This window comes from Serratia sp. 25CWL12, assembly GCF_055790885.1.
Map to the genome: position 1 here is coordinate 4,456,813 of NZ_CM147698.1, position 21,429 is coordinate 4,478,241.

Annotated in this window: 38 protein-coding genes; all 38 read left to right on the forward strand. The window is 49.1% G+C overall.

Annotated features, from left to right (window positions below; genetic code table 11):
* The first annotated feature begins 98 nt into the window (after positions 1–98).
* The gene (locus tag ACX9GV_RS19375; protein WP_023491351.1) at positions 99–821 is read left to right on the forward strand and encodes a helix-turn-helix transcriptional regulator; all 723 of its coding nucleotides are present in this window, start codon (positions 99–101) and stop codon (positions 819–821) included.
* The gene (gene tusD / locus ACX9GV_RS19380) at positions 821–1,210 is read left to right on the forward strand and encodes a sulfurtransferase complex subunit TusD (protein WP_023491352.1); all 390 of its coding nucleotides are present in this window, start codon (positions 821–823) and stop codon (positions 1,208–1,210) included. The genes ACX9GV_RS19375 and tusD overlap by 1 nt, the downstream gene beginning before the upstream one ends.
* Positions 1,211–1,219: 9 nt before the next feature.
* Positions 1,220–1,579, forward strand: coding sequence for a sulfurtransferase complex subunit TusC (gene tusC / locus ACX9GV_RS19385; protein ID WP_023491353.1), 360 nt, complete (start codon positions 1,220–1,222; stop codon positions 1,577–1,579).
* A gap of 9 nt (positions 1,580–1,588) precedes the next feature.
* Positions 1,589–1,876, forward strand: a complete 288-nt coding sequence (gene tusB / locus ACX9GV_RS19390) for a sulfurtransferase complex subunit TusB (protein ID WP_473196595.1) — start codon at positions 1,589–1,591, stop codon at positions 1,874–1,876.
* Positions 1,877–2,019: 143 nt separating this feature from the next.
* Positions 2,020–2,394 carry a 30S ribosomal protein S12 gene (gene rpsL, locus ACX9GV_RS19395; RefSeq protein WP_004930426.1) on the forward strand — a complete coding sequence of 125 codons (375 nt, stop codon included), beginning with the start codon at positions 2,020–2,022 and terminating at the stop codon, positions 2,392–2,394.
* A 97-nt stretch (positions 2,395–2,491) separates the two neighbouring features.
* Positions 2,492–2,962: a 30S ribosomal protein S7 gene (rpsG, locus tag ACX9GV_RS19400; RefSeq protein WP_023490241.1), complete on the forward strand. Its 471-nt coding sequence runs from the start codon at positions 2,492–2,494 to the stop codon at positions 2,960–2,962.
* Positions 2,963–3,058: 96 nt separating this feature from the next.
* A complete protein-coding gene (gene fusA, locus ACX9GV_RS19405) occupies positions 3,059–5,173 on the forward strand; it encodes an elongation factor G (protein WP_473196596.1) in 2,115 nt (704 codons plus the stop codon).
* A 67-nt stretch (positions 5,174–5,240) separates the two neighbouring features.
* The gene (tuf, locus tag ACX9GV_RS19410) at positions 5,241–6,425 is read left to right on the forward strand and encodes an elongation factor Tu (RefSeq protein WP_473196597.1); all 1,185 of its coding nucleotides are present in this window, start codon (positions 5,241–5,243) and stop codon (positions 6,423–6,425) included.
* A 462-nt stretch (positions 6,426–6,887) separates the two neighbouring features.
* A complete protein-coding gene (gene rpsJ / locus ACX9GV_RS19415; protein WP_001181005.1) occupies positions 6,888–7,199 on the forward strand; it encodes a 30S ribosomal protein S10 in 312 nt (103 codons plus the stop codon).
* Positions 7,200–7,231: 32 nt separating this feature from the next.
* On the forward strand, positions 7,232–7,861 hold the full coding sequence (gene rplC / locus ACX9GV_RS19420; RefSeq protein WP_023489866.1) for a 50S ribosomal protein L3: 630 nt from the start codon (positions 7,232–7,234) through the stop codon (positions 7,859–7,861).
* Between the two features lie 10 nt (positions 7,862–7,871).
* Positions 7,872–8,477, forward strand: coding sequence for a 50S ribosomal protein L4 (gene rplD / locus ACX9GV_RS19425; protein ID WP_023489867.1), 606 nt, complete (start codon positions 7,872–7,874; stop codon positions 8,475–8,477).
* The gene (gene rplW, locus ACX9GV_RS19430) at positions 8,474–8,776 is read left to right on the forward strand and encodes a 50S ribosomal protein L23 (protein ID WP_023489868.1); all 303 of its coding nucleotides are present in this window, start codon (positions 8,474–8,476) and stop codon (positions 8,774–8,776) included. Before rplD ends, rplW begins: the two co-directional genes overlap by 4 nt.
* A gap of 18 nt (positions 8,777–8,794) precedes the next feature.
* Positions 8,795–9,619, forward strand: a complete 825-nt coding sequence (rplB, locus tag ACX9GV_RS19435; RefSeq protein WP_023489869.1) for a 50S ribosomal protein L2 — start codon at positions 8,795–8,797, stop codon at positions 9,617–9,619.
* A 14-nt stretch (positions 9,620–9,633) separates the two neighbouring features.
* A complete protein-coding gene (gene rpsS / locus ACX9GV_RS19440) occupies positions 9,634–9,912 on the forward strand; it encodes a 30S ribosomal protein S19 (protein WP_004929772.1) in 279 nt (92 codons plus the stop codon).
* A 14-nt stretch (positions 9,913–9,926) separates the two neighbouring features.
* Complete coding sequence (gene rplV / locus ACX9GV_RS19445; protein WP_023489870.1) at positions 9,927–10,259, forward strand: 50S ribosomal protein L22; 333 nt, start codon at positions 9,927–9,929, stop codon at positions 10,257–10,259.
* Positions 10,260–10,276: 17 nt separating this feature from the next.
* A complete protein-coding gene (rpsC, locus tag ACX9GV_RS19450; RefSeq protein ID WP_004956187.1) occupies positions 10,277–10,975 on the forward strand; it encodes a 30S ribosomal protein S3 in 699 nt (232 codons plus the stop codon).
* 13 nt (positions 10,976–10,988) lie between these two features.
* A complete protein-coding gene (rplP, locus tag ACX9GV_RS19455; protein ID WP_023489871.1) occupies positions 10,989–11,399 on the forward strand; it encodes a 50S ribosomal protein L16 in 411 nt (136 codons plus the stop codon).
* Entirely contained in the window at positions 11,399–11,590 is a 192-nt protein-coding gene (gene rpmC / locus ACX9GV_RS19460) for a 50S ribosomal protein L29 (RefSeq protein WP_002218942.1), read from the forward strand. Before rplP ends, rpmC begins: the two co-directional genes overlap by 1 nt.
* The gene (gene rpsQ / locus ACX9GV_RS19465) at positions 11,591–11,845 is read left to right on the forward strand and encodes a 30S ribosomal protein S17 (protein WP_023489872.1); all 255 of its coding nucleotides are present in this window, start codon (positions 11,591–11,593) and stop codon (positions 11,843–11,845) included. It abuts the gene before it with no gap.
* A 166-nt stretch (positions 11,846–12,011) separates the two neighbouring features.
* Positions 12,012–12,383: a 50S ribosomal protein L14 gene (rplN, locus tag ACX9GV_RS19470; protein ID WP_000613954.1), complete on the forward strand. Its 372-nt coding sequence runs from the start codon at positions 12,012–12,014 to the stop codon at positions 12,381–12,383.
* 10 nt (positions 12,384–12,393) lie between these two features.
* Positions 12,394–12,708 (forward strand): 50S ribosomal protein L24, encoded by a 315-nt coding sequence (gene rplX / locus ACX9GV_RS19475; RefSeq protein WP_023489873.1) that lies wholly within the window; start codon positions 12,394–12,396, stop codon positions 12,706–12,708.
* A gap of 14 nt (positions 12,709–12,722) precedes the next feature.
* Positions 12,723–13,262, forward strand: coding sequence for a 50S ribosomal protein L5 (gene rplE / locus ACX9GV_RS19480; RefSeq protein ID WP_473196598.1), 540 nt, complete (start codon positions 12,723–12,725; stop codon positions 13,260–13,262).
* A 14-nt stretch (positions 13,263–13,276) separates the two neighbouring features.
* Positions 13,277–13,582, forward strand: coding sequence for a 30S ribosomal protein S14 (rpsN, locus tag ACX9GV_RS19485; protein ID WP_023489875.1), 306 nt, complete (start codon positions 13,277–13,279; stop codon positions 13,580–13,582).
* A 30-nt stretch (positions 13,583–13,612) separates the two neighbouring features.
* The gene (gene rpsH / locus ACX9GV_RS19490; RefSeq protein WP_023489876.1) at positions 13,613–14,005 is read left to right on the forward strand and encodes a 30S ribosomal protein S8; all 393 of its coding nucleotides are present in this window, start codon (positions 13,613–13,615) and stop codon (positions 14,003–14,005) included.
* A 14-nt stretch (positions 14,006–14,019) separates the two neighbouring features.
* Positions 14,020–14,553 carry a 50S ribosomal protein L6 gene (gene rplF / locus ACX9GV_RS19495; protein WP_023489877.1) on the forward strand — a complete coding sequence of 178 codons (534 nt, stop codon included), beginning with the start codon at positions 14,020–14,022 and terminating at the stop codon, positions 14,551–14,553.
* Positions 14,554–14,562: 9 nt separating this feature from the next.
* Positions 14,563–14,916, forward strand: coding sequence for a 50S ribosomal protein L18 (rplR, locus tag ACX9GV_RS19500; RefSeq protein ID WP_023489878.1), 354 nt, complete (start codon positions 14,563–14,565; stop codon positions 14,914–14,916).
* A gap of 14 nt (positions 14,917–14,930) precedes the next feature.
* Positions 14,931–15,431 carry a 30S ribosomal protein S5 gene (gene rpsE / locus ACX9GV_RS19505; RefSeq protein WP_023489879.1) on the forward strand — a complete coding sequence of 167 codons (501 nt, stop codon included), beginning with the start codon at positions 14,931–14,933 and terminating at the stop codon, positions 15,429–15,431.
* 6 nt (positions 15,432–15,437) lie between these two features.
* Positions 15,438–15,617 carry a 50S ribosomal protein L30 gene (gene rpmD, locus ACX9GV_RS19510; RefSeq protein ID WP_004956161.1) on the forward strand — a complete coding sequence of 60 codons (180 nt, stop codon included), beginning with the start codon at positions 15,438–15,440 and terminating at the stop codon, positions 15,615–15,617.
* 3 nt (positions 15,618–15,620) lie between these two features.
* Complete coding sequence (gene rplO / locus ACX9GV_RS19515) at positions 15,621–16,055, forward strand: 50S ribosomal protein L15 (RefSeq protein ID WP_023489880.1); 435 nt, start codon at positions 15,621–15,623, stop codon at positions 16,053–16,055.
* An 8-nt stretch (positions 16,056–16,063) separates the two neighbouring features.
* Complete coding sequence (secY, locus tag ACX9GV_RS19520) at positions 16,064–17,395, forward strand: preprotein translocase subunit SecY (protein ID WP_023489881.1); 1,332 nt, start codon at positions 16,064–16,066, stop codon at positions 17,393–17,395.
* A 33-nt stretch (positions 17,396–17,428) separates the two neighbouring features.
* On the forward strand, positions 17,429–17,545 hold the full coding sequence (gene rpmJ, locus ACX9GV_RS19525; protein ID WP_002227352.1) for a 50S ribosomal protein L36: 117 nt from the start codon (positions 17,429–17,431) through the stop codon (positions 17,543–17,545).
* A gap of 146 nt (positions 17,546–17,691) precedes the next feature.
* Positions 17,692–18,048 carry a 30S ribosomal protein S13 gene (gene rpsM / locus ACX9GV_RS19530; protein WP_012147213.1) on the forward strand — a complete coding sequence of 119 codons (357 nt, stop codon included), beginning with the start codon at positions 17,692–17,694 and terminating at the stop codon, positions 18,046–18,048.
* A gap of 16 nt (positions 18,049–18,064) precedes the next feature.
* Entirely contained in the window at positions 18,065–18,454 is a 390-nt protein-coding gene (rpsK, locus tag ACX9GV_RS19535; protein WP_004929731.1) for a 30S ribosomal protein S11, read from the forward strand.
* A 33-nt stretch (positions 18,455–18,487) separates the two neighbouring features.
* A complete protein-coding gene (gene rpsD / locus ACX9GV_RS19540) occupies positions 18,488–19,108 on the forward strand; it encodes a 30S ribosomal protein S4 (RefSeq protein ID WP_023491837.1) in 621 nt (206 codons plus the stop codon).
* Between the two features lie 26 nt (positions 19,109–19,134).
* A complete protein-coding gene (locus tag ACX9GV_RS19545; protein ID WP_023491836.1) occupies positions 19,135–20,124 on the forward strand; it encodes a DNA-directed RNA polymerase subunit alpha in 990 nt (329 codons plus the stop codon).
* Positions 20,125–20,164: 40 nt separating this feature from the next.
* A complete protein-coding gene (gene rplQ, locus ACX9GV_RS19550; RefSeq protein ID WP_023491834.1) occupies positions 20,165–20,554 on the forward strand; it encodes a 50S ribosomal protein L17 in 390 nt (129 codons plus the stop codon).
* Between the two features lie 175 nt (positions 20,555–20,729).
* A complete protein-coding gene (gene zntR / locus ACX9GV_RS19555; protein WP_473196599.1) occupies positions 20,730–21,161 on the forward strand; it encodes a Zn(2+)-responsive transcriptional regulator in 432 nt (143 codons plus the stop codon).
* Between the two features lie 49 nt (positions 21,162–21,210).
* A complete protein-coding gene (locus ACX9GV_RS19560) occupies positions 21,211–21,417 on the forward strand; it encodes an alternative ribosome-rescue factor A (protein WP_473196600.1) in 207 nt (68 codons plus the stop codon).
* Positions 21,418–21,429 lie beyond the last annotated feature (12 nt).

Genomic DNA, 21,429 nt, shown 5'->3' on the forward strand with positions numbered 1-21,429 from the left:
CAGGGTCCACGGAAGACGGACATATTTCCTAGGCGCAACAGCACGAACAGTTTTATCTGTACCCCAGGCACAGGCGATTTATGAGGGTGGTATCTTCAATGTCTAATTCGCTTTTATCCAGCGAAGCCAGCGAACCTGATTTGCTGAATGAGCGCCCGTTTAGTCAAACGGATCATGAAATTTTGCAATCGTATGAAGCCGTAGTGGATGGTTTGGCTATGCTGATTGGTGGGCACTGTGAAATTGTGCTCCACTCGCTGGAAGATCTGAAATGTTCCGCGGTGCGCATTGCTAATGGCGAGCACACTGGGCGTAAAATCGGTTCGCCTATTACTGATTTGGCTTTGCGTATGTTGCACGATATGGCTGGCGATGATAGCAGCGTATCCAAGGCTTATTTCACTCGGGCCAAAAGCGGTGTACTGATGAAGTCGGTGACGATTGCCATCCGTAACCGTCAGCAACGTGCTATCGGTCTGTTGTGTATCAACATGAACCTCGATGTCCCGTTCTCGCAGATAATACAAACTTTTATGCCGCCAGAAACACAGGAAGTGGCTTCCTCGGTTAACTTTGCTTCCTCGGTGGATGATCTGGTGGCACAGACCTTGGAGTTCACCATCGAAGAGGTCAATGCCGATCGTGGTGTCACCAACAATGCCAAAAATCGTCAGATAGTGCTTAACCTTTATGAAAAAGGCATCTTTGATATCAAGGATGCCATCAATCAGGTCGCTGACCGCCTGAATATCTCTAAGCACACGGTGTACCTGTATATTCGCCAATTTAAAAGTGGCGACTTGTTGGGGGATGACCGCTGATGCTGAGCTATTGTTTATTGGTTACTGGTCCGGCTTATGGTACTCAGCAAGCCAGTAGTGCTTGGCAGTTCGCCAACGCCTTGTTGGCAGCAGGTCATGGCATTACCTGCATTTTCTTCTATCGTGAAGGGGTGTCGAACGCCAATCATCTGACTTCACCCGCGAATGATGAGTTCGATTTGGTTCGTGCCTGGGTGACGTTGGCGCAACAGCATGGCATTGAGCTGAGTGTCTGTGTGGCCGCTGCTTTACGCCGTGGTGTTACTTCTCAACAAGACGCCGCACAGCTTGGATTGTTGGCGGCAAATCTGCAACCGGGGTTTACCCTCAGCGGGTTGGGGGCGTTGGCAGAGGCGGCACTGAGTTGTGATCGTTTGGTACAGTTTTAAGTGAGCAAGATGAAACGAGTTGCGTTTGTTTTTACCCAAGGGCCACATGGCAATGCGACAGGAAGGGAAGGGTTGGATGCGTTGCTCGCCACGGCGGCCTTGGGTGGAGACATTGGTGTGTTTTTTATTGGCGATGGCGTGCTGCAATTGCTCCCTGGTCAGCAGCCTGAGAAGATCCTGGCGCGTAACTATATTGCAACCTTCGGTGTGTTGCCGTTGTATGAGGTGGAGAAATGTTATCTGTGTGCAAGCGCTTTACAGGAGCGTGGTTTGCAACAGGTCGTGGATTGGGTTTTACCGGCAGCGATCCTGCCAGAGGAAGCTTTACGCCAAAAGTTGGCTAGCTATGATGTCGTGATGACTTTTTAGGATAGTTTAATGTTGTATACCCTCAGTCGTTCGCCAACGCATTGTGATTTGCCAGCCATGTTAAGACTGATGGCATCTGGTGATGAGCTGTTGCTGTTGCAAGATGGTGTATTGGCTGGTCTTGTCGGGAGTGCCAGTCTTGATTTACTGCTTAATGCCTCCATATCGTTGTATGCATTACAAGATGACCTAGAGGCCAGGGGGCTTGATGGCTATTTTTCACACAAAATCGCCATCATCAGCTATACTGATTTTGTTCGATTGACCGAAAAACATCATAGCCAAATTGCATGGTAATCGTCTTGATGTTGTATATTTCTTGACACCTCTTCTGGTCAGCCATAAAATTCTGCGTCCTCGTACTTTGCCAATAGTGCATACGAGGTGATTTATCACATGTTTACGAAGCAAAAACGAAGCAAAACCCAGGAGCTTTTTGAATGGCAACAATTAACCAGCTGGTTCGCAAACCACGCTCTGTGAAGGCTGCTAAAAGCAACGTTCCAGCGCTGGAAGCCTGCCCGCAGAAACGTGGTGTATGTACCCGCGTATATACTACCACTCCGAAAAAACCAAACTCTGCACTGCGTAAAGTATGCCGTGTGCGTTTGACTAATGGTTTCGAAGTGACTTCCTACATTGGTGGTGAAGGTCATAACCTGCAGGAGCACTCCGTGATCCTGATCCGTGGCGGTCGTGTTAAAGACCTGCCAGGTGTGCGTTACCACACCGTCCGTGGTGCACTTGACTGCTCCGGTGTTAAAGACCGTAAGCAAGCTCGTTCCAAGTACGGCGTGAAGAAGCCAAAGGCTTAATGGTTCTCCGTTAAGTAAGGCCAAACATTTTCACTTTAATGTCAAAATAAACTCGTAGAGTTTTGGACAATCCTGAAATTTTAAACGGAGTATTTCCATGCCACGTCGTCGCGTAATTGGCCAACGTAAAATTCTGCCAGATCCTAAGTTCGGATCTGAGCTGTTGGCTAAATTTGTAAATATCCTGATGGTAGATGGTAAAAAATCTACTGCAGAAACAATCGTTTATACCGCGCTGGAGACCCTGGCTCAGCGTTCTGGTAAAAATCATCTGGAAGCCTTCGAGGTTGCTCTCGACAACGTTCGCCCGACTGTAGAAGTTAAGTCTCGCCGCGTTGGTGGTTCTACTTATCAGGTACCAGTTGAAGTTCGTCCGGTTCGTCGTAATGCGTTGGCAATGCGTTGGATCGTTGATGCTGCTCGTAAACGTGGTGATAAATCCATGGCTCTGCGCCTGGCGAACGAACTGTCTGACGCGGCAGAGAACAAAGGTTCTGCTGTTAAGAAGCGTGAAGATGTTCACCGTATGGCAGAAGCCAACAAGGCGTTCGCCCACTACCGTTGGTAATACCACACTGTAGTTATGCTAACCAGGCGGGCGCTTTAGCTAGCCAACCCGCTTGGCTTAACTGAACTTGAACGCCCAAGGCAATAGAGGAATCAAATGGCTCGTATAACACCCATTGAGCGTTACCGTAATATCGGTATCAGTGCTCACATCGACGCCGGTAAGACCACCACTACCGAACGTATTCTGTTCTACACCGGTGTAAACCATAAAATCGGTGAAGTTCATGATGGCGCAGCTACCATGGACTGGATGGAACAGGAGCAGGAGCGTGGTATTACCATTACTTCTGCAGCAACAACTGCTTTCTGGTCTGGTATGGCCAAGCAGTTTGAGCCGCATCGTGTCAACATCATTGATACCCCTGGGCACGTTGACTTCACCATCGAAGTTGAACGTTCCATGCGTGTTCTTGATGGCGCTGTAATGGTTTATTGTGCTGTCGGTGGTGTTCAGCCGCAGTCTGAAACCGTATGGCGTCAGGCTAACAAATACAAAGTTCCACGCATCGCGTTCGTTAATAAAATGGACCGTATGGGTGCTAACTTCCTGAAAGTTGTTGGTCAGCTCAAATCTCGTCTGGGCGCGAATCCAGTTCCATTGCAACTGGCTATCGGCGCAGAAGAGAAATTCACCGGTGTTATTGACCTGGTGAAAATGAAAGCCATCAACTGGAGCGAAGCAGATCAGGGCGTGACCTTCGAATACGAAGAGATCCCAGCTGACATGCAAGAACTGGCTGCTGAATGGCACCAGAATCTGGTTGAGTCTGCTGCAGAAGCGTCAGATGAGCTGATGGACAAATACTTGGGCGGCGAAACGCTGACCGAGGAAGAGATCAAGAAAGCTCTGCGTAAGCGTGTGCTGAACAACGAAGTGATTCTGGTAACCTGTGGTTCAGCCTTTAAAAACAAAGGCGTACAGGCAATGCTGGATGCGGTTATCGAATACCTGCCAGCACCAGATGACGTTGAGGCTATCAACGGTATTCTGGACGACGGTAAAGATACCCCGGCTGTGCGTCATTCAGATGACTCAGAGCCGTTCTCTGCACTGGCGTTCAAAATCGCTACCGACCCATTCGTGGGCAACCTGACGTTCTTCCGTGTGTACTCTGGCGTTGTTAACTCCGGTGACACGGTTCTGAACTCAGTGAAGTCAACGCGTGAGCGTCTGGGCCGTATCGTTCAGATGCATGCTAACAAGCGTGAAGAGATTAAAGAAGTTCGTGCAGGCGACATCGCTGCGGCAATCGGTCTGAAAGACGTCACTACCGGTGATACGCTGTGTGATCCTGCAAGCCCGATCATTCTTGAGCGTATGGAGTTCCCTGAGCCGGTAATCTCGGTAGCGGTAGAACCAAAAACCAAAGCTGACCAAGAAAAAATGGGTCTGGCTCTGGGCCGTCTGGCGAAGGAAGACCCATCATTCCGCGTATGGACTGACGAAGAATCAGGTCAGACCATCATCGCAGGTATGGGTGAACTTCACCTGGATATCCTGGTTGACCGTATGCGTCGTGAATTTAACGTTGAAGCGAACGTGGGTAAACCGCAGGTTGCTTACCGTGAAGCGATTCGCGCGAAAGTTACTGACATCGAAGGTAAACACGCCAAGCAGTCTGGTGGTCGTGGTCAGTATGGTCATGTTGTTATCGACATGTACCCACTGGAGCCGGGCTCAAATCCGAAAGGCTACGAGTTCATCAATGACATTAAAGGTGGTGTGATCCCAACGGAATACATCCCTGCCATTGATAAAGGTCTTCAGGAGCAACTTAAGGCTGGTCCACTGGCCGGTTATCCGGTAGTTGATCTCGGTGTGCGTCTGCATTTCGGTTCTTTCCACGATGTTGACTCCTCCGAATTGGCGTTTAAACTGGCCGCGTCTATCGCCTTTAAAGATGGCTTTAAGAAAGCGAAACCTGTTTTGCTTGAGCCTATCATGAAGGTTGAAGTTGAAACGCCGGAAGAGAACACTGGTGACGTCATCGGTGACCTTAGCCGTCGTCGTGGTCAACTGAAAGGTCAGGAATCCAACGCTACTGGCGTTCAGATTCACGCTGAAGTTCCGTTGTCCGAGATGTTTGGATACGCAACTCAACTGCGTTCTCTGACCAAAGGCCGTGCTTCTTACTCCATGGAGTTCCTGAAGTACGATGATGCGCCGAACAACGTCGCTCAGGCCGTTATCGAAGCCCGTGGTAAGTAATTCGGGTTTAACACATTGATCAGTGCTCCCTCCATGAGGGGGGAGCACAAGAGTAAGGAATATAGCCGTGTCTAAAGAAAAATTTGAACGTACAAAACCCCACGTTAACGTCGGTACTATCGGCCACGTTGACCATGGTAAAACTACCCTGACAGCTGCAATCACCACCGTTCTGGCTAAAACCTACGGCGGTAATGCACGTGCTTTCGATCAGATCGATAACGCACCAGAAGAAAAAGCACGTGGTATCACCATCAACACTTCACACGTTGAATATGATACCCCGACTCGCCACTACGCACACGTTGACTGCCCAGGGCACGCCGACTATGTGAAAAACATGATCACCGGTGCTGCTCAGATGGACGGCGCTATTCTGGTTGTGGCAGCGACTGATGGCCCAATGCCTCAGACTCGTGAGCACATCCTGCTGGGTCGTCAGGTTGGCGTTCCTTTCATCATCGTATTCATGAACAAGTGTGACATGGTTGATGATGAAGAGCTGCTGGAACTGGTAGAAATGGAAGTTCGTGAACTTCTGTCTGCTTATGATTTCCCTGGTGATGACCTGCCAGTGATTCGTGGTTCAGCGCTGAAAGCACTGGAAGGCGACGCAGAGTGGGAAGCGAAGATCATCGAACTGGCTGGCTTCCTGGATTCTTACATTCCAGAACCAGAGCGTGCGATTGACAAGCCATTCCTGCTGCCAATCGAAGACGTATTCTCTATTTCTGGCCGTGGTACTGTAGTTACCGGTCGTGTAGAGCGCGGCATCGTCAAGGTGGGTGAAGAAGTTGAAATCGTCGGTATCAAGGATACCGTGAAATCAACTTGTACCGGTGTTGAAATGTTCCGCAAACTGCTGGACGAAGGTCGTGCTGGTGAGAACGTAGGTGTTCTGCTGCGTGGTATCAAGCGTGAAGATATCGAGCGTGGTCAGGTTCTGGCCAAGCCAGGCTCAATCAAGCCACACACTCAGTTCGATTCAGAAGTGTATATCCTGAGCAAAGAAGAAGGTGGTCGTCATACCCCATTCTTCAAAGGTTACCGTCCACAGTTCTACTTCCGTACAACTGACGTAACCGGTACCATCGAACTGCCAGAAGGCGTAGAGATGGTGATGCCAGGTGACAACGTGAACATGAAAGTGACCTTGATCCACCCAATCGCGATGGATGACGGTTTGCGTTTTGCAATCCGTGAAGGTGGCCGTACCGTTGGTGCAGGTGTTGTTGCTAAAGTTATCGCTTAATTGCAGATAATTTTTAAGTAGTTGAATAGGGCACTTATCCAGGTGCCCTTTTTTTATGATTTTTTTTAACTATCAATAAAGATCATGACTCAGCCTTGATTGCATAAATTAGGCCGCAGTAGCAGATAGAGTCATTACCCACACAACAGATTATTGCGCTCCTGCAGTTTGATTGACGTGGGTATAGCGCCTTTCATTATGTTAGCGATAAGTCACCATGGTTTTTCCTGTGGTTATATTTCATCCTTGGCTTGCTTCTTACCCTGTTTTGCGTATAATGCGCGGGCCTACCTGATCTTGGTGGCCTGATTTTAGCGAATCAGTCGACTGGCAAGTTCGTTTTGCCTCTCGAACAATACTCCCGATATGGGGGTTATATGTTGACGATTACACTCCCCCATCAATCGAAATGGGTGCGAGGAGTAATTATTTACGTTTATAAATAATTGGAGCTCTGGTCTCATGCAGAACCAAAGAATCCGTATCCGCCTGAAAGCGTTTGATCATCGTCTGATCGATCAATCAACTGCGGAAATCGTCGAGACTGCTAAGCGCACTGGTGCGCAAGTTCGTGGTCCGATCCCGCTGCCAACTCGCAAAGAGCGCTTTACCGTTCTGATTTCTCCGCACGTTAATAAAGATGCGCGTGATCAGTACGAGATTCGCACTCACAAGCGTCTGGTTGACATCGTTGAGCCAACTGAGAAAACCGTTGATGCTCTGATGCGTCTGGATCTGGCTGCCGGTGTAGACGTGCAGATCAGCCTGGGTTAATCAGGTCATTGAGCGATTGAGAGGTTGAAACAATGATTGGTTTAGTCGGTAAAAAATTGGGCATGACCCGCATCTTCACTGAAGATGGCGTTTCTATCCCAGTAACCGTAATTGAAATTGAAGCGAACCGCGTGACTCAGGTTAAAGACCTGGCGAGCGACGGCTACCGTGCCATCCAAGTCACTACTGGTAGCAAAAAAGCTAACCGTGTGACCAAACCGGAAGCGGGCCATTTCGCTAAAGCTGGCGTTGAAGCTGGCCGTGGTCTGTGGGAATTCCGCCTTGCAGAAGGTGAAGAGTTCGCTGCAGGTCAAGATATCAGCGTAGAAATTTTTGCTGATGTCAAAAAAGTCGATGTTACCGGGACTTCAAAAGGTAAAGGTTTTGCTGGCACTGTAAAGCGCTGGAACTTCCGTACCCAAGACGCTACCCACGGTAACTCCTTGTCTCACCGCGTTCCGGGTTCTATCGGTCAGAACCAGACTCCGGGCAAAGTGTTCAAAGGCAAGAAAATGGCTGGCCACCTGGGTGATGAGCGTGTGACTGTTCAAAGCCTGGACGTAGTACGTGTTGACGCTGAGCGTAACCTGCTGCTGGTTAAAGGTGCTGTTCCGGGCGCAACCGGTGGCAACCTGATCGTTAAACCAGCTGTGAAGGCGTAAGGGGATAGCAATGGAATTAGCATTGAAAGACGCGCAAAGCGCGCTGACTGTTTCCGAAACTACCTTCGGTCGTGATTTCAACGAAGCGCTGGTACACCAGGTTGTTGTTGCTTATGCAGCAGGTGCCCGTCAAGGTACTCGTGCTCAGAAGACCCGTGCTGAAGTGACTGGTTCCGGTAAAAAACCGTGGCGCCAGAAAGGTACTGGCCGTGCGCGTTCAGGTTCTGTCAAGAGCCCGATCTGGCGTTCCGGTGGTGTGACCTTCGCTGCAAAGCCACAAGACCACAGTCAGAAAGTAAACAAGAAGATGTACCGCGGCGCGCTGAGAAGCATCCTGTCCGAATTGGTACGTCAAGATCGTCTGATCGTTGTCGAGAAGTTCTCTGTAGAAGCACCTAAAACCAAGTTGCTGGCACAGAAACTGAAAGATATGGCGCTGGAAGATGTGCTGATCGTAACCGGTGAACTGGATGAGAATCTGTTCCTGGCTGCTCGTAACCTGTATAAGGTTGACGTGCGCGATGTAGCAGGTATCGACCCAGTTAGCCTGATCGCCTTCGACAAAGTGGTTATGACTGCTGATGCTGTGAAGCAAGTTGAGGAGATGCTGGCATGATCCGTGAAGAACGTTTGCTGAAAGTGCTGCGTGCACCGCACGTATCTGAAAAAGCATCCACTGCGATGGAGAAAAACAACACCATCGTTCTCAAAGTTGCCAAAGACGCGACCAAAGCAGAAATCAAAGCTGCAGTGCAGAAACTGTTTGAAGTCGAAGTCGAAGACGTAAACACCTTGCTGGTTAAAGGCAAAGTGAAGCGTCACGGTCAGCGTGTTGGTCGTCGTAGCGACTGGAAAAAAGCTTACGTCACCCTGAAAGAAGGCCAGAATCTGGACTTCATGGGCGGCGCAGAGTAAGTCGGAGGAGTAAGAACAATGGCAATTGTTAAATGTAAACCTACATCTCCGGGCCGTCGCCACGTCGTCAAAGTGGTTAACCCTGAGTTGCATAAAGGTAAGCCTTTTGCCCCGCTGTTAGAAAAAAGCAGCAAGACCGGTGGTCGTAACAATAATGGTCGCATCACTACGCGTCATATCGGTGGTGGCCATAAGCAGCATTATCGTTTAGTTGACTTTAAGCGCAACAAAGACGGTATTCCTGCAGTCGTTGAGCGTCTGGAGTACGATCCGAACCGTTCCGCGAATATCGCGCTGGTTCTGTACCAAGATGGTGAGCGTCGTTACATCCTGGCACCGAAAGGGCTGAAAGCTGGTGACCAGATTCAATCTGGCGTTGATGTGGCAATCAAAGCAGGTAACACTCTGCCGATGCGTAACATCCCAGTAGGTTCAACGGTTCATAACGTAGAAATGAAACCCGGTAAAGGCGGCCAACTGGCTCGTTCCGCGGGTGCCTATGTTCAGATCGTTGCACGTGATGGTTCCTACGTGACTCTGCGTCTGCGTTCAGGCGAAATGCGTAAAGTTCCAGTTGATTGCCGCGCCACCTTGGGTGAAGTCGGTAACGCTGAACATATGCTGCGCGTCCTGGGTAAAGCAGGTGCTGCTCGTTGGCGTGGTATTCGTCCTACCGTTCGCGGTACGGCGATGAACCCAGTCGATCACCCACACGGTGGTGGTGAAGGTCGTAACTTTGGTAAGCACCCGGTCACACCGTGGGGCGTTCAGACCAAAGGTAAGAAGACCCGTAGCAACAAGCGTACTGACAAGTTCATCGTACGTCGCCGTAGTAAAAAATAATTAGAGGATAAGCCATGCCACGTTCTCTCAAGAAAGGTCCTTTTATTGACCTGCACTTGCTGAAGAAGGTAGAGAAAGCGGTGGAAAGCGGTGACAAGAAGCCTTTGCGCACTTGGTCCCGTCGTTCAACGATCTTTCCTAACATGATCGGTTTGACCATCGCTGTCCATAATGGTCGTCAGCACGTACCAGTATTTGTTTCCGATGAAATGGTCGGTCACAAACTGGGTGAATTCGCGCCGACTCGTACTTATCGCGGCCATGCGGCTGATAAAAAAGCCAAAAAGCGCTAAGGTAGGAGGAAGAGATGGAAACTATCGCTAAACATCGCCACGCTCGTTCTTCTGCTCAGAAGGTTCGCCTGGTGGCAGACCTGATTCGCGGTAAGAAAGTGTCGCAAGCTCTGGATACACTGACCTACACCAACAAGAAAGCGGCTGTATTGGTTAAGAAAGTGCTAGAGTCTGCTATTGCTAACGCAGAGCACAACGATGGCGCCGACATTGATGATCTGAAAGTCACGAAAATCTTCGTTGATGAAGGCCCAAGCATGAAGCGTATTATGCCGCGTGCAAAAGGTCGTGCAGATCGCATCCTGAAGCGCACCAGCCACATTACTGTGGTTGTGTCCGATCGCTGAGACTCTGGAGATTAGCAATGGGTCAGAAAGTACATCCTAATGGTATTCGCCTGGGTATTGTCAAACCTTGGAACTCTACCTGGTATGCGAATACCAAAGAATTCGCTGACAACCTGGACAGCGACTTTAAAGTTCGCCAATTCCTGACTAAAGAATTGGCGAAAGCTTCCGTTTCTCGCATCGTTATCGAGCGTCCTGCGAAGAGCATCCGTGTGACTATTCACACTGCTCGTCCAGGCATCGTTATCGGCAAGAAAGGTGAAGATGTCGAAAAACTGCGTAAGGTCGTAGCGGATATCGCTGGCGTTCCTGCGCAAATCAATATCGCCGAAGTCCGTAAACCGGAACTGGACGCAAAATTGGTTGCTGACAGCATCACTTCACAGCTGGAACGTCGTGTTATGTTCCGTCGTGCAATGAAGCGTGCTGTACAAAACGCCATGCGTCTTGGCGCTAAAGGTATCAAAGTTGAAGTAAGCGGCCGCCTTGGCGGTGCTGAAATCGCGCGTACTGAATGGTACCGTGAAGGTCGTGTTCCGTTGCATACCCTGCGTGCGGATATCGATTACAACACCTCTGAAGCGCACACCACTTATGGTGTAATCGGCGTTAAGGTATGGATCTTCAAAGGTGAGATCCTGGGTGGTATGGCTGCAGTTGAACAACCTGAACCGGCTGCTCAACCTAAAAAGCAGCAGCGTAAAGGCCGCAAGTAAGGAGAGTCGCTGAATGTTACAACCAAAGCGTACAAAATTCCGTAAGATGCACAAGGGCCGCAACCGTGGTCTGGCACAAGGTACGGATGTTAGCTTCGGCACTTTCGGTCTGAAAGCTGTTGGCCGTGGCCGTCTGACTGCTCGTCAAATCGAAGCAGCTCGTCGTGCAATGACTCGTGCAGTTAAGCGTCAAGGCAAGATCTGGATCCGTGTATTCCCGGACAAACCGATCACCGAGAAGCCGCTTGAAGTGCGTATGGGTAAAGGTAAGGGTAACGTGGAGTATTGGGTTGCCCTGATCCAGCCTGGTAAAGTCCTGTACGAGATGGACGGTGTACCGGAAGAAATTGCCCGTGAAGCATTCAAGCTGGCAGCAGCGAAACTGCCTATCAAAACCACCTTTGTAACTAAGACGGTGATGTAATGAAAGCACAAGAGCTGCGTGAAAAGAGTGTTGAAGAGTTAAACACTGAGCTGCTCAACCTGCTGCGTGAGCAATTTAACTTGCGCATGCAGGCGGCGAGTGGCCAACTGCAACAAACTCACCTGTTGAAACAAGTGCGTCGTAATGTCGCACGTGTGAAGACTTTATTGACTGAAAAGGCGGGTGCGTAAATGACTGATATTATCCGTACTCTGCAAGGTCGTGTTGTTAGTGATAAAATGGAGAAATCCATCGTTGTTGCTATCGAGCGTACGGTGAAGCACCCAATCTACGGGAAATTCATCAAGCGTACGACTAAGCTACACGTACATGACGAGAACAACGAGTGTGGTATCGGTGACGTGGTTGAAATCCGCGAATGCCGCCCACTGTCCAAGACTAAGTCATGGACGTTGGTTCGCGTTGTAGAGAAAGCGATTCTGTAATAGAGTAGCTGGCTCTAACTGAATAAACGGCTCGGAAAATGGGCCGTTTATTTTTTCTACCCAACTTTTGGAAGCGGTGTTATAATGCTGCGCCCTCAGGTATGGGGCTTTTAAACGACCTGTTAATAGGTCCTAAAGTTGTAGTTGACATTAGCGGAGCACTAACATGATCCAAGAACAGACTATGCTGAACGTGGCCGACAACTCCGGTGCACGTCGCGTAATGTGTATCAAGGTTCTAGGTGGCTCGCACCGTCGCTACGCAGGCGTCGGCGACATCATCAAAATTACCATCAAGGAAGCAATTCCTCGCGGTAAGGTGAAGAAAGGCGATGTGCTGAAAGCGGTAGTGGTGCGCACCAAGAAGGGTGTACGTCGCCCGGACGGTTCTGTCATTCGCTTCGATGGTAATGCATGCGTTATTTTAAACAATAACAGTGAGCAACCCATCGGTACGCGTATTTTTGGGCCGGTAACTCGTGAACTGCGTAATGAGAAGTTCATGAAAATTATCTCTCTGGCACCAGAAGTACTCTAAGGAGCGAACCATGGCAGCGAAAATCCGTCGCGATGACGAAGTTGTCGTGCTTACCGGCAAAGATAAAGGTAAGCGCGGGAAAGTAAAAAATGTCCTGTCTGCTAGTAAGGTCATTGTTGAAGGTATCAACCTGGTTAAGAAACATCAGAAGCCTGTACCGGCTCTGAACCAACCAGGTGGCATTGTAGAAAAAGAAGCAGCTATTCAAATTTCTAACATTGCACTGTTCAACGCGGCTACTGGCAAGGCTGACCGTGTAGGCTTTAGATTCGAAGACGGCAAAAAAGTCCGTTTCTTCAAATCAAACAGCGAAACTATCAAGTAATTTGGAGTATGACGATGGCGAAACTGCATGATTTCTATAAAGACGAGGTAGTCAAACAACTGATGTCTCAGTTTGATTACAACTCTGTCATGCAAGTCCCTCGGGTCGAGAAGATCACCCTGAATATGGGTGTTGGTGAAGCGATCGCTGACAAGAAACTGCTGGATAATGCAGCAGCTGACTTGACAGCAATCTCCGGTCAAAAGCCGTTGATCACCAAAGCACGCAAATCTGTTGCAGGCTTCAAAATCCGCCAGGGCTATCCGATCGGCTGTAAAGTAACTCTGCGTGGCGAACGCATGTGGGAGTTCTTTGAGCGTCTGATTTCCATTGCTGTTCCACGTATCCGTGACTTCCGTGGTTTATCCGCTAAGTCATTCGATGGTCGTGGTAACTACAGCATGGGTGTGCGTGAGCAAATCATCTTCCCAGAAATCGACTATGACAAAGTCGACCGCGTTCGTGGTTTGGATATTACCATTACCACTACTGCGAAATCTGATGATGAAGGCCGCGCGCTGTTGGCTGCTTTTAACTTCCCTTTCCGCAAGTAAGGCAGAGTTGACTTATGGCAAAGCAATCAATGAAAGCACGCGAAGTCGTTCGCGTAAAACTGGCTGATAAATACCGCGCTAAACGTGCGGAATTGAAAGCTATTATTTCTAGTGTGAACTCATCCGATGAAGATCGTTGGGATGCTGTTCTCAAGCTGCAGACTCTGCCGCGTGATTCAAGCCCGTCTCGTCAGCGCAAACGCTGCCGCCAAACTGGCCGTCCACATGGTTATGTGGGCAAATTCGGGTTGAGCCGTATCAAGTTGCGTGAAGCCGCTATGCGCGGTGAAGTACCAGGCTTGAAAAAGGCTAGCTGGTAATTACCAATTGAATCACGGGAGTAAAGACAGATGAGCATGCAAGATCCGATCGCGGATATGCTGACCCGTATCCGTAACGGTCAAGCCGCGAACAAAGTTGCGGTCACCATGCCTTCCTCCAAGCTGAAAGTGGCGATTGCCAACGTGCTGAAGGAAGAAGGTTTTATTGAAGATTTTAAAGTCGAAGGTGATGCCAAGCCTGTTCTGGAACTGGTACTTAAGTACTTCCAGGGTAAGGCAGTGGTAGAGAGCATTCAACGTATCAGCCGTCCAGGTCTGCGCATCTATAAGAAAAAAGATGAGCTGCCAAAAGTTATGGCCGGTTTGGGTATCGCTGTTGTTTCTACCTCTAAAGGTGTTATGACCGATCGTGCAGCTCGCCAAGCTGGTCTTGGTGGCGAGATTATCTGCTACGTAGCTTAATTCGGGAGGAAAGAATGTCTCGTGTTGCAAAAGCACCCGTCGTCATTCCTGCCGGCGTAGAGGTAAAACTCAACGGTCAGGTTATTTCGATAAAGGGTAAGAACGGCGAGCTGACTCGTACAGTCCATGACGCTGTTATCGTTAAGCAAGAAGCTAACGCACTGACTTTCGCTCCGCGCGAAGGTTTTGCCGATGCATGGGCCCAAGCGGGTACCACGCGCGCTCTGTTGAACGCAATGGTTATCGGTGTTACCGAAGGCTTCACCAAGAAGCTTCAATTGGTAGGTGTTGGTTATCGTGCTGCTGTTAAAGGCAATGTGGTGAATTTAGCCTTAGGCTTCTCTCACCCGGTCGATCATCAGCTGCCAGCAGGTATTACTGCTGAATGCCCAAGCCAAACTGAAATCGTGCTGAAAGGCGCTGATAAGCAGATTATTGGCCAGGTTGCTGCAGATCTGCGTGCCTACCGCCGTCCTGAGCCCTATAAAGGCAAAGGTGTCCGTTACGCCGACGAAGTCGTGCGTACCAAAGAGGCTAAGAAGAAGTAAGGTAACACTATGGATAAGAAATCTGCTCGTATCCGTCGTGCGACCCGCGCACGCCGTAAGCTCAAAGAACTGGGTGCAACCCGCCTGGTGGTACATCGTACCCCGCGTCATATTTACGCACAGGTTATTGCTCCCAATGGTTCTGAAGTACTGGTAGCTGCTTCTACAGTAGAAAAAGTTATCACTGAGCAAGTAAAATATTCCGGAAATAAAGACGCCGCAGCGGCTGTAGGTAAAGCTATTGCTGAGCGCGCGTTGGAAAAAGGCATTGCGAAAGTATCCTTTGACCGTTCCGGTTTCCAATATCATGGTCGAGTCCAGGCACTGGCAGATGCTGCCCGTGAAGCTGGCCTTCAGTTCTAAGGAAGAGGTTTAAGATGGCTCACATCGAAAAACAAGCTGGCGAACTGCAGGAAAAGCTGATCGCGGTAAACCGCGTATCTAAAACCGTAAAAGGTGGCCGTATTTTCAGCTTTACCGCACTGACAGTTGTTGGTGATGGTAACGGTCGCGTTGGTTTTGGCTACGGCAAAGCACGCGAAGTTCCAGCAGCGATCCAGAAAGCGATGGAAAAAGCCCGTCGCAACATGATGAACGTCGCGCTTAACAGCGGCACCCTGCAGCACCCTGTTAAAGGTGCTCACACTGGGTCTCGTGTGTTTATGCAGCCAGCTCACGAAGGTACCGGTATCATCGCGGGTGGTGCAATGCGCGCTGTTCTCGAAGTTGCTGGGGTGCACAACGTATTGGCTAAAGCTTATGGTTCCACTAACCCGATTAACGTGGTTCGTGCAACTATCGATGCTTTGGAAAGTATGAAGTCTCCTGAAATGGTCGCTGCCAAGCGTGGTAAATCCGTTGCAGACATTCTGGGGTAATTGACCATGGCTAAGACTATCAAAGTTACACAAGTTCGCAGCTCCATTGGCCGTCTGCCGAAGCATAAAGCTACATTGCTCGGCCTGGGTCTGCGTCGTATTGGTCACACCGTAGAGCGCGAGGATACTCCTGCTGTTCGTGGTATGATCAATCTGGTTTCCTACATGGTTAAGGTTGAGGAGTAACAGATGCGTTTAAATACTCTGTCTCCGGCTGAAGGTGCCAAGCATGCGCCGAAGCGTGTAGGTCGTGGTATTGGTTCTGGCCTGGGTAAAACCGGCGGCCGTGGTCACAAAGGTCAGAAGTCTCGTTCTGGCGGTGGCGTACGTCGCGGTTTCGAAGGTGGTCAGATGCCTTTATATCGTCGTTTGCCGAAGTTTGGCTTCACCTCTCGCAAAGCTATGATCACGGCAGAAGTTCGTCTGTCTGAACTGGCTCTGATTGAAGGCGACGTAATCGACCTGAACGCGCTGAAAGCCGCTAACGTTGTTGGTATCCAGATCGAATTCGCGAAAGTTATGCTTTCAGGCGAAATCGCTCGTCCGGTTACCCTGCGTGGTTTGCGTGTTACCAAAGGCGCTCGTGCTGCTATCGAAGCTGCTGGCGGCAAAATTGAGGAATAAGTGAGCTAATGGCCAAGCAACCAGGATTAGATTTTCAAAGTGCTAAAGGTGGGATCGGTGAGCTCAAGCGCAGACTTTTGTTTGTTATCGGCGCACTGATCGTCTTCCGTATCGGCTCTTTCATCCCGATTCCTGGTATCGATGCCACTGTGCTTGCCAAATTGCTTGAGCAGCAAAGAGGCACCATCATTGAAATGTTTAACATGTTCTCTGGTGGTGCTCTCAGCCGTGCTTCTATTTTTGCTCTGGGCATCATGCCGTATATCTCGGCATCGATTATTATCCAGCTGTTAACGGTGGTTCACCCAACGTTGGCAGAAATCAAAAAGGAAGGGGAAGCTGGTCGTCGCAAGATTAGCCAGTATACCCGTTACGGTACGCTGGTATTGGCCATATTCCAGTCGATCGGTATTGCTACTGGTTTGCCGAATATGCCTGGGATGCAAGGCCTGGTGATAAATCCAGGTTTTGCGTTCTACTTTACTGCGGTTGTGAGCCTGGTGACCGGGACAATGTTCCTGATGTGGCTAGGTGAGCAGATAACTGAACGTGGTATCGGTAACGGTATCTCGATCATTATCTTCGCGGGTATTGTAGCGGGTCTTCCACCAGCAGTTGGCCATACTATTGAGCAAGCTCGGCAAGGTGATCTGCACTTCCTCCTGTTGCTGTTGGTTGCAGTGTTAGTGTTTGCAGTAACCTTCTTCGTTGTTTTCATGGAGCGCGGTCAACGTCGTATCGTTGTTAACTACGCGAAGCGTCAACAAGGTCGTCGTGTTTACGCAGCACAGAGTACACATTTACCACTGAAAGTGAATATGGCTGGTGTTATTCCTGCTATCTTCGCTTCCAGTATTATTCTGTTCCCAGCCACGATTGCATCATGGTTTGGGGGCGGCACAGGTTGGAACTGGCTGACAACGATTTCGTTCTATTTGCAGCCTGGACAACCGCTTTATGTGTTACTCTATGCGTCTGCAATCATCTTCTTCTGTTTCTTCTATACGGCGTTGGTTTTCAACCCAAGAGAAACAGCAGATAACCTGAAGAAGTCCGGTGCCTTCGTACCAGGAATTCGTCCGGGAGAGCAAACGGCTAAGTATATTGATAAGGTAATGACGCGCTTAACGTTAATTGGCGCAATGTACATTACTTTTATCTGCCTGATCCCGGAGTTCATGCGTGATGCAATGAAAGTACCATTCTACTTTGGTGGTACCTCGTTACTGATTGTTGTTGTCGTCATCATGGACTTTATGGCTCAAGTGCAAACTCTGATGATGTCAAGTCAGTATGAGTCTGCATTAAAGAAAGCAAACCTGAAAGGCTATGGCCGCTAGTCAGGTGCGTTTGAGAAGTTACGGAGAGTAAAAATGAAAGTTCGTGCTTCCGTCAAGAAATTATGTCGTAACTGCAAAATCGTTAAGCGTAACGGTGTCGTTCGTGTAATTTGTAGTGCCGAGCCGAAGCATAAACAGCGTCAAGGCTGATTATCTCGCATATTTTTCTTGCAAAGTTGGGTTGAGCTGGCTAGATTAGCCAGCCAATCTTTTGTATGTAGCTGCAACATTATTTGAGTATCCTGAAAACGGGCTTTTCAGAATGGTGTTGCCGTAAAAATAAATAGGAGTGCATAGTGGCCCGTATAGCAGGCATTAACATTCCTGATCATAAACATACCGTTATCGCCTTAACGTCGATTTTCGGAATTGGTAAAACTCGTTCACAGTCTATCTGTGCATCTACGGGTATTGCCGAACATGTTAAGATCAGTGAGCTGTCTGAAGAGCAAATTGAACAACTGCGTGAAGCGGTTGCAAAATTCACTGTTGAAGGTGATTTGCGTCGTGAAGTTACCCTGAGCATCAAGCGTCTGATGGATCTTGGTACATACCGTGGTTTACGCCATCGTCGTGGTCTGCCAGTACGCGGTCAGCGTACCAAGACTAACGCACGTACCCGTAAGGGTCCGCGTAAACCGATCAAGAAATAATCGGGGTGATTGAATAATGGCAAAGGCACCTGTTCGTACACGTAAACGTGTAAGAAAACAAGTCTCTGACGGCGTGGCTCATATCCATGCTTCTTTCAACAACACCATTGTGACTATTACCGATCGTCAGGGTAATGCTTTGGGTTGGGCAACTGCCGGTGGTTCCGGTTTCCGTGGTTCACGTAAGTCAACGCCGTTTGCAGCTCAGGTTGCAGCAGAACGTTGTGCTGACGCAGTAAAAGAATACGGTATCAAGAACCTGGAAGTTATGGTTAAAGGACCTGGTCCTGGTCGTGAGTCTACTATCCGCGCTCTTAACGCGGCTGGTTTCCGCATCACTAATATTACTGATGTGACTCCGATCCCTCATAACGGTTGTCGTCCGCCGAAAAAGCGTCGCGTATAACGCCCCTGCTTTTCGGATTGTTGGAGAAAGAAAATGGCAAGATATTTGGGTCCTAAGCTCAAGCTTAGCCGCCGCGAGGGCACAGACCTGTTCCTGAAGTCTGGCGTTCGCGCGATCGATTCAAAGTGCAAACTTGAGCAACCACCAGGTCAACATGGTGCGCGTAAACCGCGTCTATCAGACTATGGTGTGCAGTTACGTGAGAAACAAAAAGTTCGCCGTATGTATGGTGTTTTGGAACGTCAGTTCCGGAACTATTACAAAACAGCAACTCGCCTGAAAGGTAATACCGGTGAAAACCTGTTGACCCTTCTGGAAGGTCGTTTGGACAACGTAGTTTACCGTATGGGCTTTGGCGCTACCCGTGCAGAAGCACGCCAACTGGTTAGCCACAAGGCGGTTATGGTAAATGGTCGCGTTGTTAACATCGCTTCTTATCAGGTATCTCCGAATGACGTAGTCAGCATCCGCGAGAAAGCTAAAAAGCAGTCTCGTGTTAAGGCTTCTCTGGAGCTGGCTGAGCAGCGTGAAAAGCCAACTTGGCTGGAAGTTGATGCTGCGAAGATGGAAGGTGTGTTCAAACGTATTCCTGAACGTACTGATCTCTCCGCCGACATTAACGAACACCTGATCGTCGAGCTTTACTCCAAGTAAGGCTTGAGTTTCAAAGAGAGGACACAATGCAGGGTTCTGTGACAGAGTTTCTAAAACCGCGCCTGGTAGATATCGAGCAAATCAGTTCGACGCACGCCAAGGTGACCCTTGAGCCTTTAGAGCGTGGCTTTGGCCATACTCTTGGCAATGCACTGCGCCGTATTCTGCTTTCATCTATGCCGGGTTGCGCGGTGACCGAGGTTGAGATTGATGGTGTACTGCATGAGTACAGCACCAAAGAAGGCGTACAGGAAGATATCCTGGAGATCTTGCTCAACCTGAAAGGGCTGGCGGTGAGAGTTCAAGGCAAAGATGAAGTTATTCTTACCCTGAATAAGTCTGGCATTGGCCCTGTGACCGCTGCCGACATCACCCATGATGGTGATGTTGAAATCGTCAAGCCGCAGTACATTATTTGCCACCTGACTGATGAGAATGCTGCTATCAGTATGCGTATCAAAGTTCGGCGTGGTCATGGTTATGTACCGGCTTCTGCCCGAATTCATTCGGAAGAAGATGAGCGCCCAATTGGCCGTCTGTTGGTTGACGCTTGCTATAGCCCTGTAGAGCGTATTGCCTACAATGTTGAAGCAGCGCGTGTAGAACAGCGTACCGATCTGGACAAGCTGGTAATCGAGATGGAAACCAATGGCACGATCGATCCTGAAGAGGCGATCCGCCGTGCGGCTACTATTTTGGCTGAACAACTGGAAGCTTTCGTTGACTTGCGTGATGTACGTCAGCCGGAAGTGAAGGAAGAGAAGCCAGAGTTCGATCCAATCCTGCTGCGCCCTGTTGACGATCTGGAATTGACTGTCCGCTCTGCTAACTGCCTCAAGGCAGAAGCTATCCACTACATCGGTGATCTGGTACAGCGTACCGAGGTTGAGCTATTGAAAACGCCTAACCTGGGTAAAAAATCTCTTACTGAGATTAAAGACGTGCTAGCCTCCCGTGGTTTGTCTCTGGGCATGCGCCTAGAAAACTGGCCACCGGCAAGCATTGCTGACGAGTAACCGGATCACAGGTTAAGGTTTTACTGAGAAGGATAAGGTCATGCGCCATCGTAAGAGTGGTCGTCAACTGAACCGTAACAGCAGCCATCGCCAGGCTATGTTCCGTAATATGGCCGGCTCTTTGGTTCGTCATGAAATCATCAAGACGACCCTGCCAAAAGCGAAAGAGCTGCGTCGCGTTGTTGAGCCGCTGATTACTCTTGCCAAGACCGACAGCGTAGCTAATCGTCGTCTGGCATTCGCCCGTACTCGTGATAACGAGATCGTGGCAAAACTGTTTAATGAGATAGGCCCGCGTTTCGCGAGCCGTGCAGGCGGTTATACCCGCATTTTGAAGTGTGGCTTCCGCGCAGGTGACAACGCGCCGATGGCATACATCGAGCTGGTTGATCGTGCTGAGTCTCAAGCAGAAGTGGCAACTGCAGAGTAATATCTGTCAGAGCGTAAAAAAACCGGGCTTGCCCGGTTTTTTTACGCCTGCGATTTGGCTAATGTTATTTCCCAAATCCTGTATGATTAATATTCATCCTGATATGAATACAGATTTTTGTATAGGCTGTATCAACAGGCGATTAATGGAAAATAGACTCCCGAGGAGGGTTGTGATGTTCAAAATCGGTCAATTGGCTAAACTTGCCGATGTCACACCTGATACGGTACGCTATTATGAAAAACAAGGCATGATGGAGCATAATGAGCGTACAGAAGGGGGATATCGGCTGTATAGTACTCAGGATTTACAGCGCTTGCGTTTTATTCGTTATGCCAAACAATTAGGCTTTACGCTAGGAACGATAGCGGAGCTGTTATCGATCCGTGTCGATCCTGGGCATCATACCTGCAAAGAGTCTAAATCTATTGTTGATGCACGCTTGCAAGAGGTCGAGGACAAATTGACTGAATTAACGCGAATGCGTGACTCGCTTAAACGACTCAGTGATGCTTGCTGTGGTAGCGCTCATAGCAGTAATTATTGTTCTATTTTGGAGGCACTGGAGCATGGAGCACGTGAAGACAAATTAAGTCGTGCGATTTGAATATTTTTTATAGCAGCCAATTTATCGTTACAAACCATTGGTGAATATTATGACTAAATATCGGCATACCAAAGGCCAGATACAGGACAATGCTATTGTGGCATTGCTACATGACCCTCTTTTTCATCAGCGGGTTGAAAAAAATAGTAAAGGAAAAGGGAGTTATCGGCGTAAAGCTAAACATGCTAAAGGTGAGTGCCGGGAGACCAGTGGTAAGTTGTTCTTAGACGATTTACCACTGGTTTTCTGGTTCTAAGCCAACCCACAT

Bases quoted from the DNA above. Each gene is read 5' to 3' on its own strand.
- rplV (WP_023489870.1), top strand. From the start codon at position 9,927: ATGGAAACTATCGCTAAACATCGCCACGCTCGTTCTTCTGCTCAGAAG.
- rpsC (WP_004956187.1), top strand. From the start codon at position 10,277: ATGGGTCAGAAAGTACATCCTAATGGTATTCGCCTGGGTATTGTCAAA.
- rplE (WP_473196598.1), top strand. From the start codon at position 12,723: ATGGCGAAACTGCATGATTTCTATAAAGACGAGGTAGTCAAACAACTG.
- zntR (WP_473196599.1), top strand. From the start codon at position 20,730: ATGTTCAAAATCGGTCAATTGGCTAAACTTGCCGATGTCACACCTGAT.
- rplD (WP_023489867.1), top strand. From the start codon at position 7,872: ATGGAATTAGCATTGAAAGACGCGCAAAGCGCGCTGACTGTTTCCGAA.
- ACX9GV_RS19545 (WP_023491836.1), top strand. From the start codon at position 19,135: ATGCAGGGTTCTGTGACAGAGTTTCTAAAACCGCGCCTGGTAGATATC.
- rplC (WP_023489866.1), top strand. From the start codon at position 7,232: ATGATTGGTTTAGTCGGTAAAAAATTGGGCATGACCCGCATCTTCACT.
- rpsG (WP_023490241.1), top strand. From the start codon at position 2,492: ATGCCACGTCGTCGCGTAATTGGCCAACGTAAAATTCTGCCAGATCCT.
- rpsE (WP_023489879.1), top strand. From the start codon at position 14,931: ATGGCTCACATCGAAAAACAAGCTGGCGAACTGCAGGAAAAGCTGATC.
- tusC (WP_023491353.1), top strand. From the start codon at position 1,220: ATGAAACGAGTTGCGTTTGTTTTTACCCAAGGGCCACATGGCAATGCG.
- rpsN (WP_023489875.1), top strand. From the start codon at position 13,277: ATGGCAAAGCAATCAATGAAAGCACGCGAAGTCGTTCGCGTAAAACTG.
- rpsD (WP_023491837.1), top strand. From the start codon at position 18,488: ATGGCAAGATATTTGGGTCCTAAGCTCAAGCTTAGCCGCCGCGAGGGC.
- rplB (WP_023489869.1), top strand. From the start codon at position 8,795: ATGGCAATTGTTAAATGTAAACCTACATCTCCGGGCCGTCGCCACGTC.
- rplP (WP_023489871.1), top strand. From the start codon at position 10,989: ATGTTACAACCAAAGCGTACAAAATTCCGTAAGATGCACAAGGGCCGC.
- rplQ (WP_023491834.1), top strand. From the start codon at position 20,165: ATGCGCCATCGTAAGAGTGGTCGTCAACTGAACCGTAACAGCAGCCAT.
- tusB (WP_473196595.1), top strand. From the start codon at position 1,589: ATGTTGTATACCCTCAGTCGTTCGCCAACGCATTGTGATTTGCCAGCC.
- rpsQ (WP_023489872.1), top strand. From the start codon at position 11,591: ATGACTGATATTATCCGTACTCTGCAAGGTCGTGTTGTTAGTGATAAA.
- rpsL (WP_004930426.1), top strand. From the start codon at position 2,020: ATGGCAACAATTAACCAGCTGGTTCGCAAACCACGCTCTGTGAAGGCT.
- rplR (WP_023489878.1), top strand. From the start codon at position 14,563: ATGGATAAGAAATCTGCTCGTATCCGTCGTGCGACCCGCGCACGCCGT.
- rplW (WP_023489868.1), top strand. From the start codon at position 8,474: ATGATCCGTGAAGAACGTTTGCTGAAAGTGCTGCGTGCACCGCACGTA.
- tusD (WP_023491352.1), top strand. From the start codon at position 821: ATGCTGAGCTATTGTTTATTGGTTACTGGTCCGGCTTATGGTACTCAG.
- rpsS (WP_004929772.1), top strand. From the start codon at position 9,634: ATGCCACGTTCTCTCAAGAAAGGTCCTTTTATTGACCTGCACTTGCTG.
- rplX (WP_023489873.1), top strand. From the start codon at position 12,394: ATGGCAGCGAAAATCCGTCGCGATGACGAAGTTGTCGTGCTTACCGGC.
- rplF (WP_023489877.1), top strand. From the start codon at position 14,020: ATGTCTCGTGTTGCAAAAGCACCCGTCGTCATTCCTGCCGGCGTAGAG.
- rpmD (WP_004956161.1), top strand. From the start codon at position 15,438: ATGGCTAAGACTATCAAAGTTACACAAGTTCGCAGCTCCATTGGCCGT.
- rpsJ (WP_001181005.1), top strand. From the start codon at position 6,888: ATGCAGAACCAAAGAATCCGTATCCGCCTGAAAGCGTTTGATCATCGT.
- ACX9GV_RS19560 (WP_473196600.1), top strand. From the start codon at position 21,211: ATGACTAAATATCGGCATACCAAAGGCCAGATACAGGACAATGCTATT.
- rpsH (WP_023489876.1), top strand. From the start codon at position 13,613: ATGAGCATGCAAGATCCGATCGCGGATATGCTGACCCGTATCCGTAAC.
- rpmC (WP_002218942.1), top strand. From the start codon at position 11,399: ATGAAAGCACAAGAGCTGCGTGAAAAGAGTGTTGAAGAGTTAAACACT.
- rplO (WP_023489880.1), top strand. From the start codon at position 15,621: ATGCGTTTAAATACTCTGTCTCCGGCTGAAGGTGCCAAGCATGCGCCG.
- ACX9GV_RS19375 (WP_023491351.1), top strand. From the start codon at position 99: ATGTCTAATTCGCTTTTATCCAGCGAAGCCAGCGAACCTGATTTGCTG.
- rpmJ (WP_002227352.1), top strand. From the start codon at position 17,429: ATGAAAGTTCGTGCTTCCGTCAAGAAATTATGTCGTAACTGCAAAATC.
- rpsK (WP_004929731.1), top strand. From the start codon at position 18,065: ATGGCAAAGGCACCTGTTCGTACACGTAAACGTGTAAGAAAACAAGTC.
- fusA (WP_473196596.1), top strand. From the start codon at position 3,059: ATGGCTCGTATAACACCCATTGAGCGTTACCGTAATATCGGTATCAGT.
- rplN (WP_000613954.1), top strand. From the start codon at position 12,012: ATGATCCAAGAACAGACTATGCTGAACGTGGCCGACAACTCCGGTGCA.
- secY (WP_023489881.1), top strand. From the start codon at position 16,064: ATGGCCAAGCAACCAGGATTAGATTTTCAAAGTGCTAAAGGTGGGATC.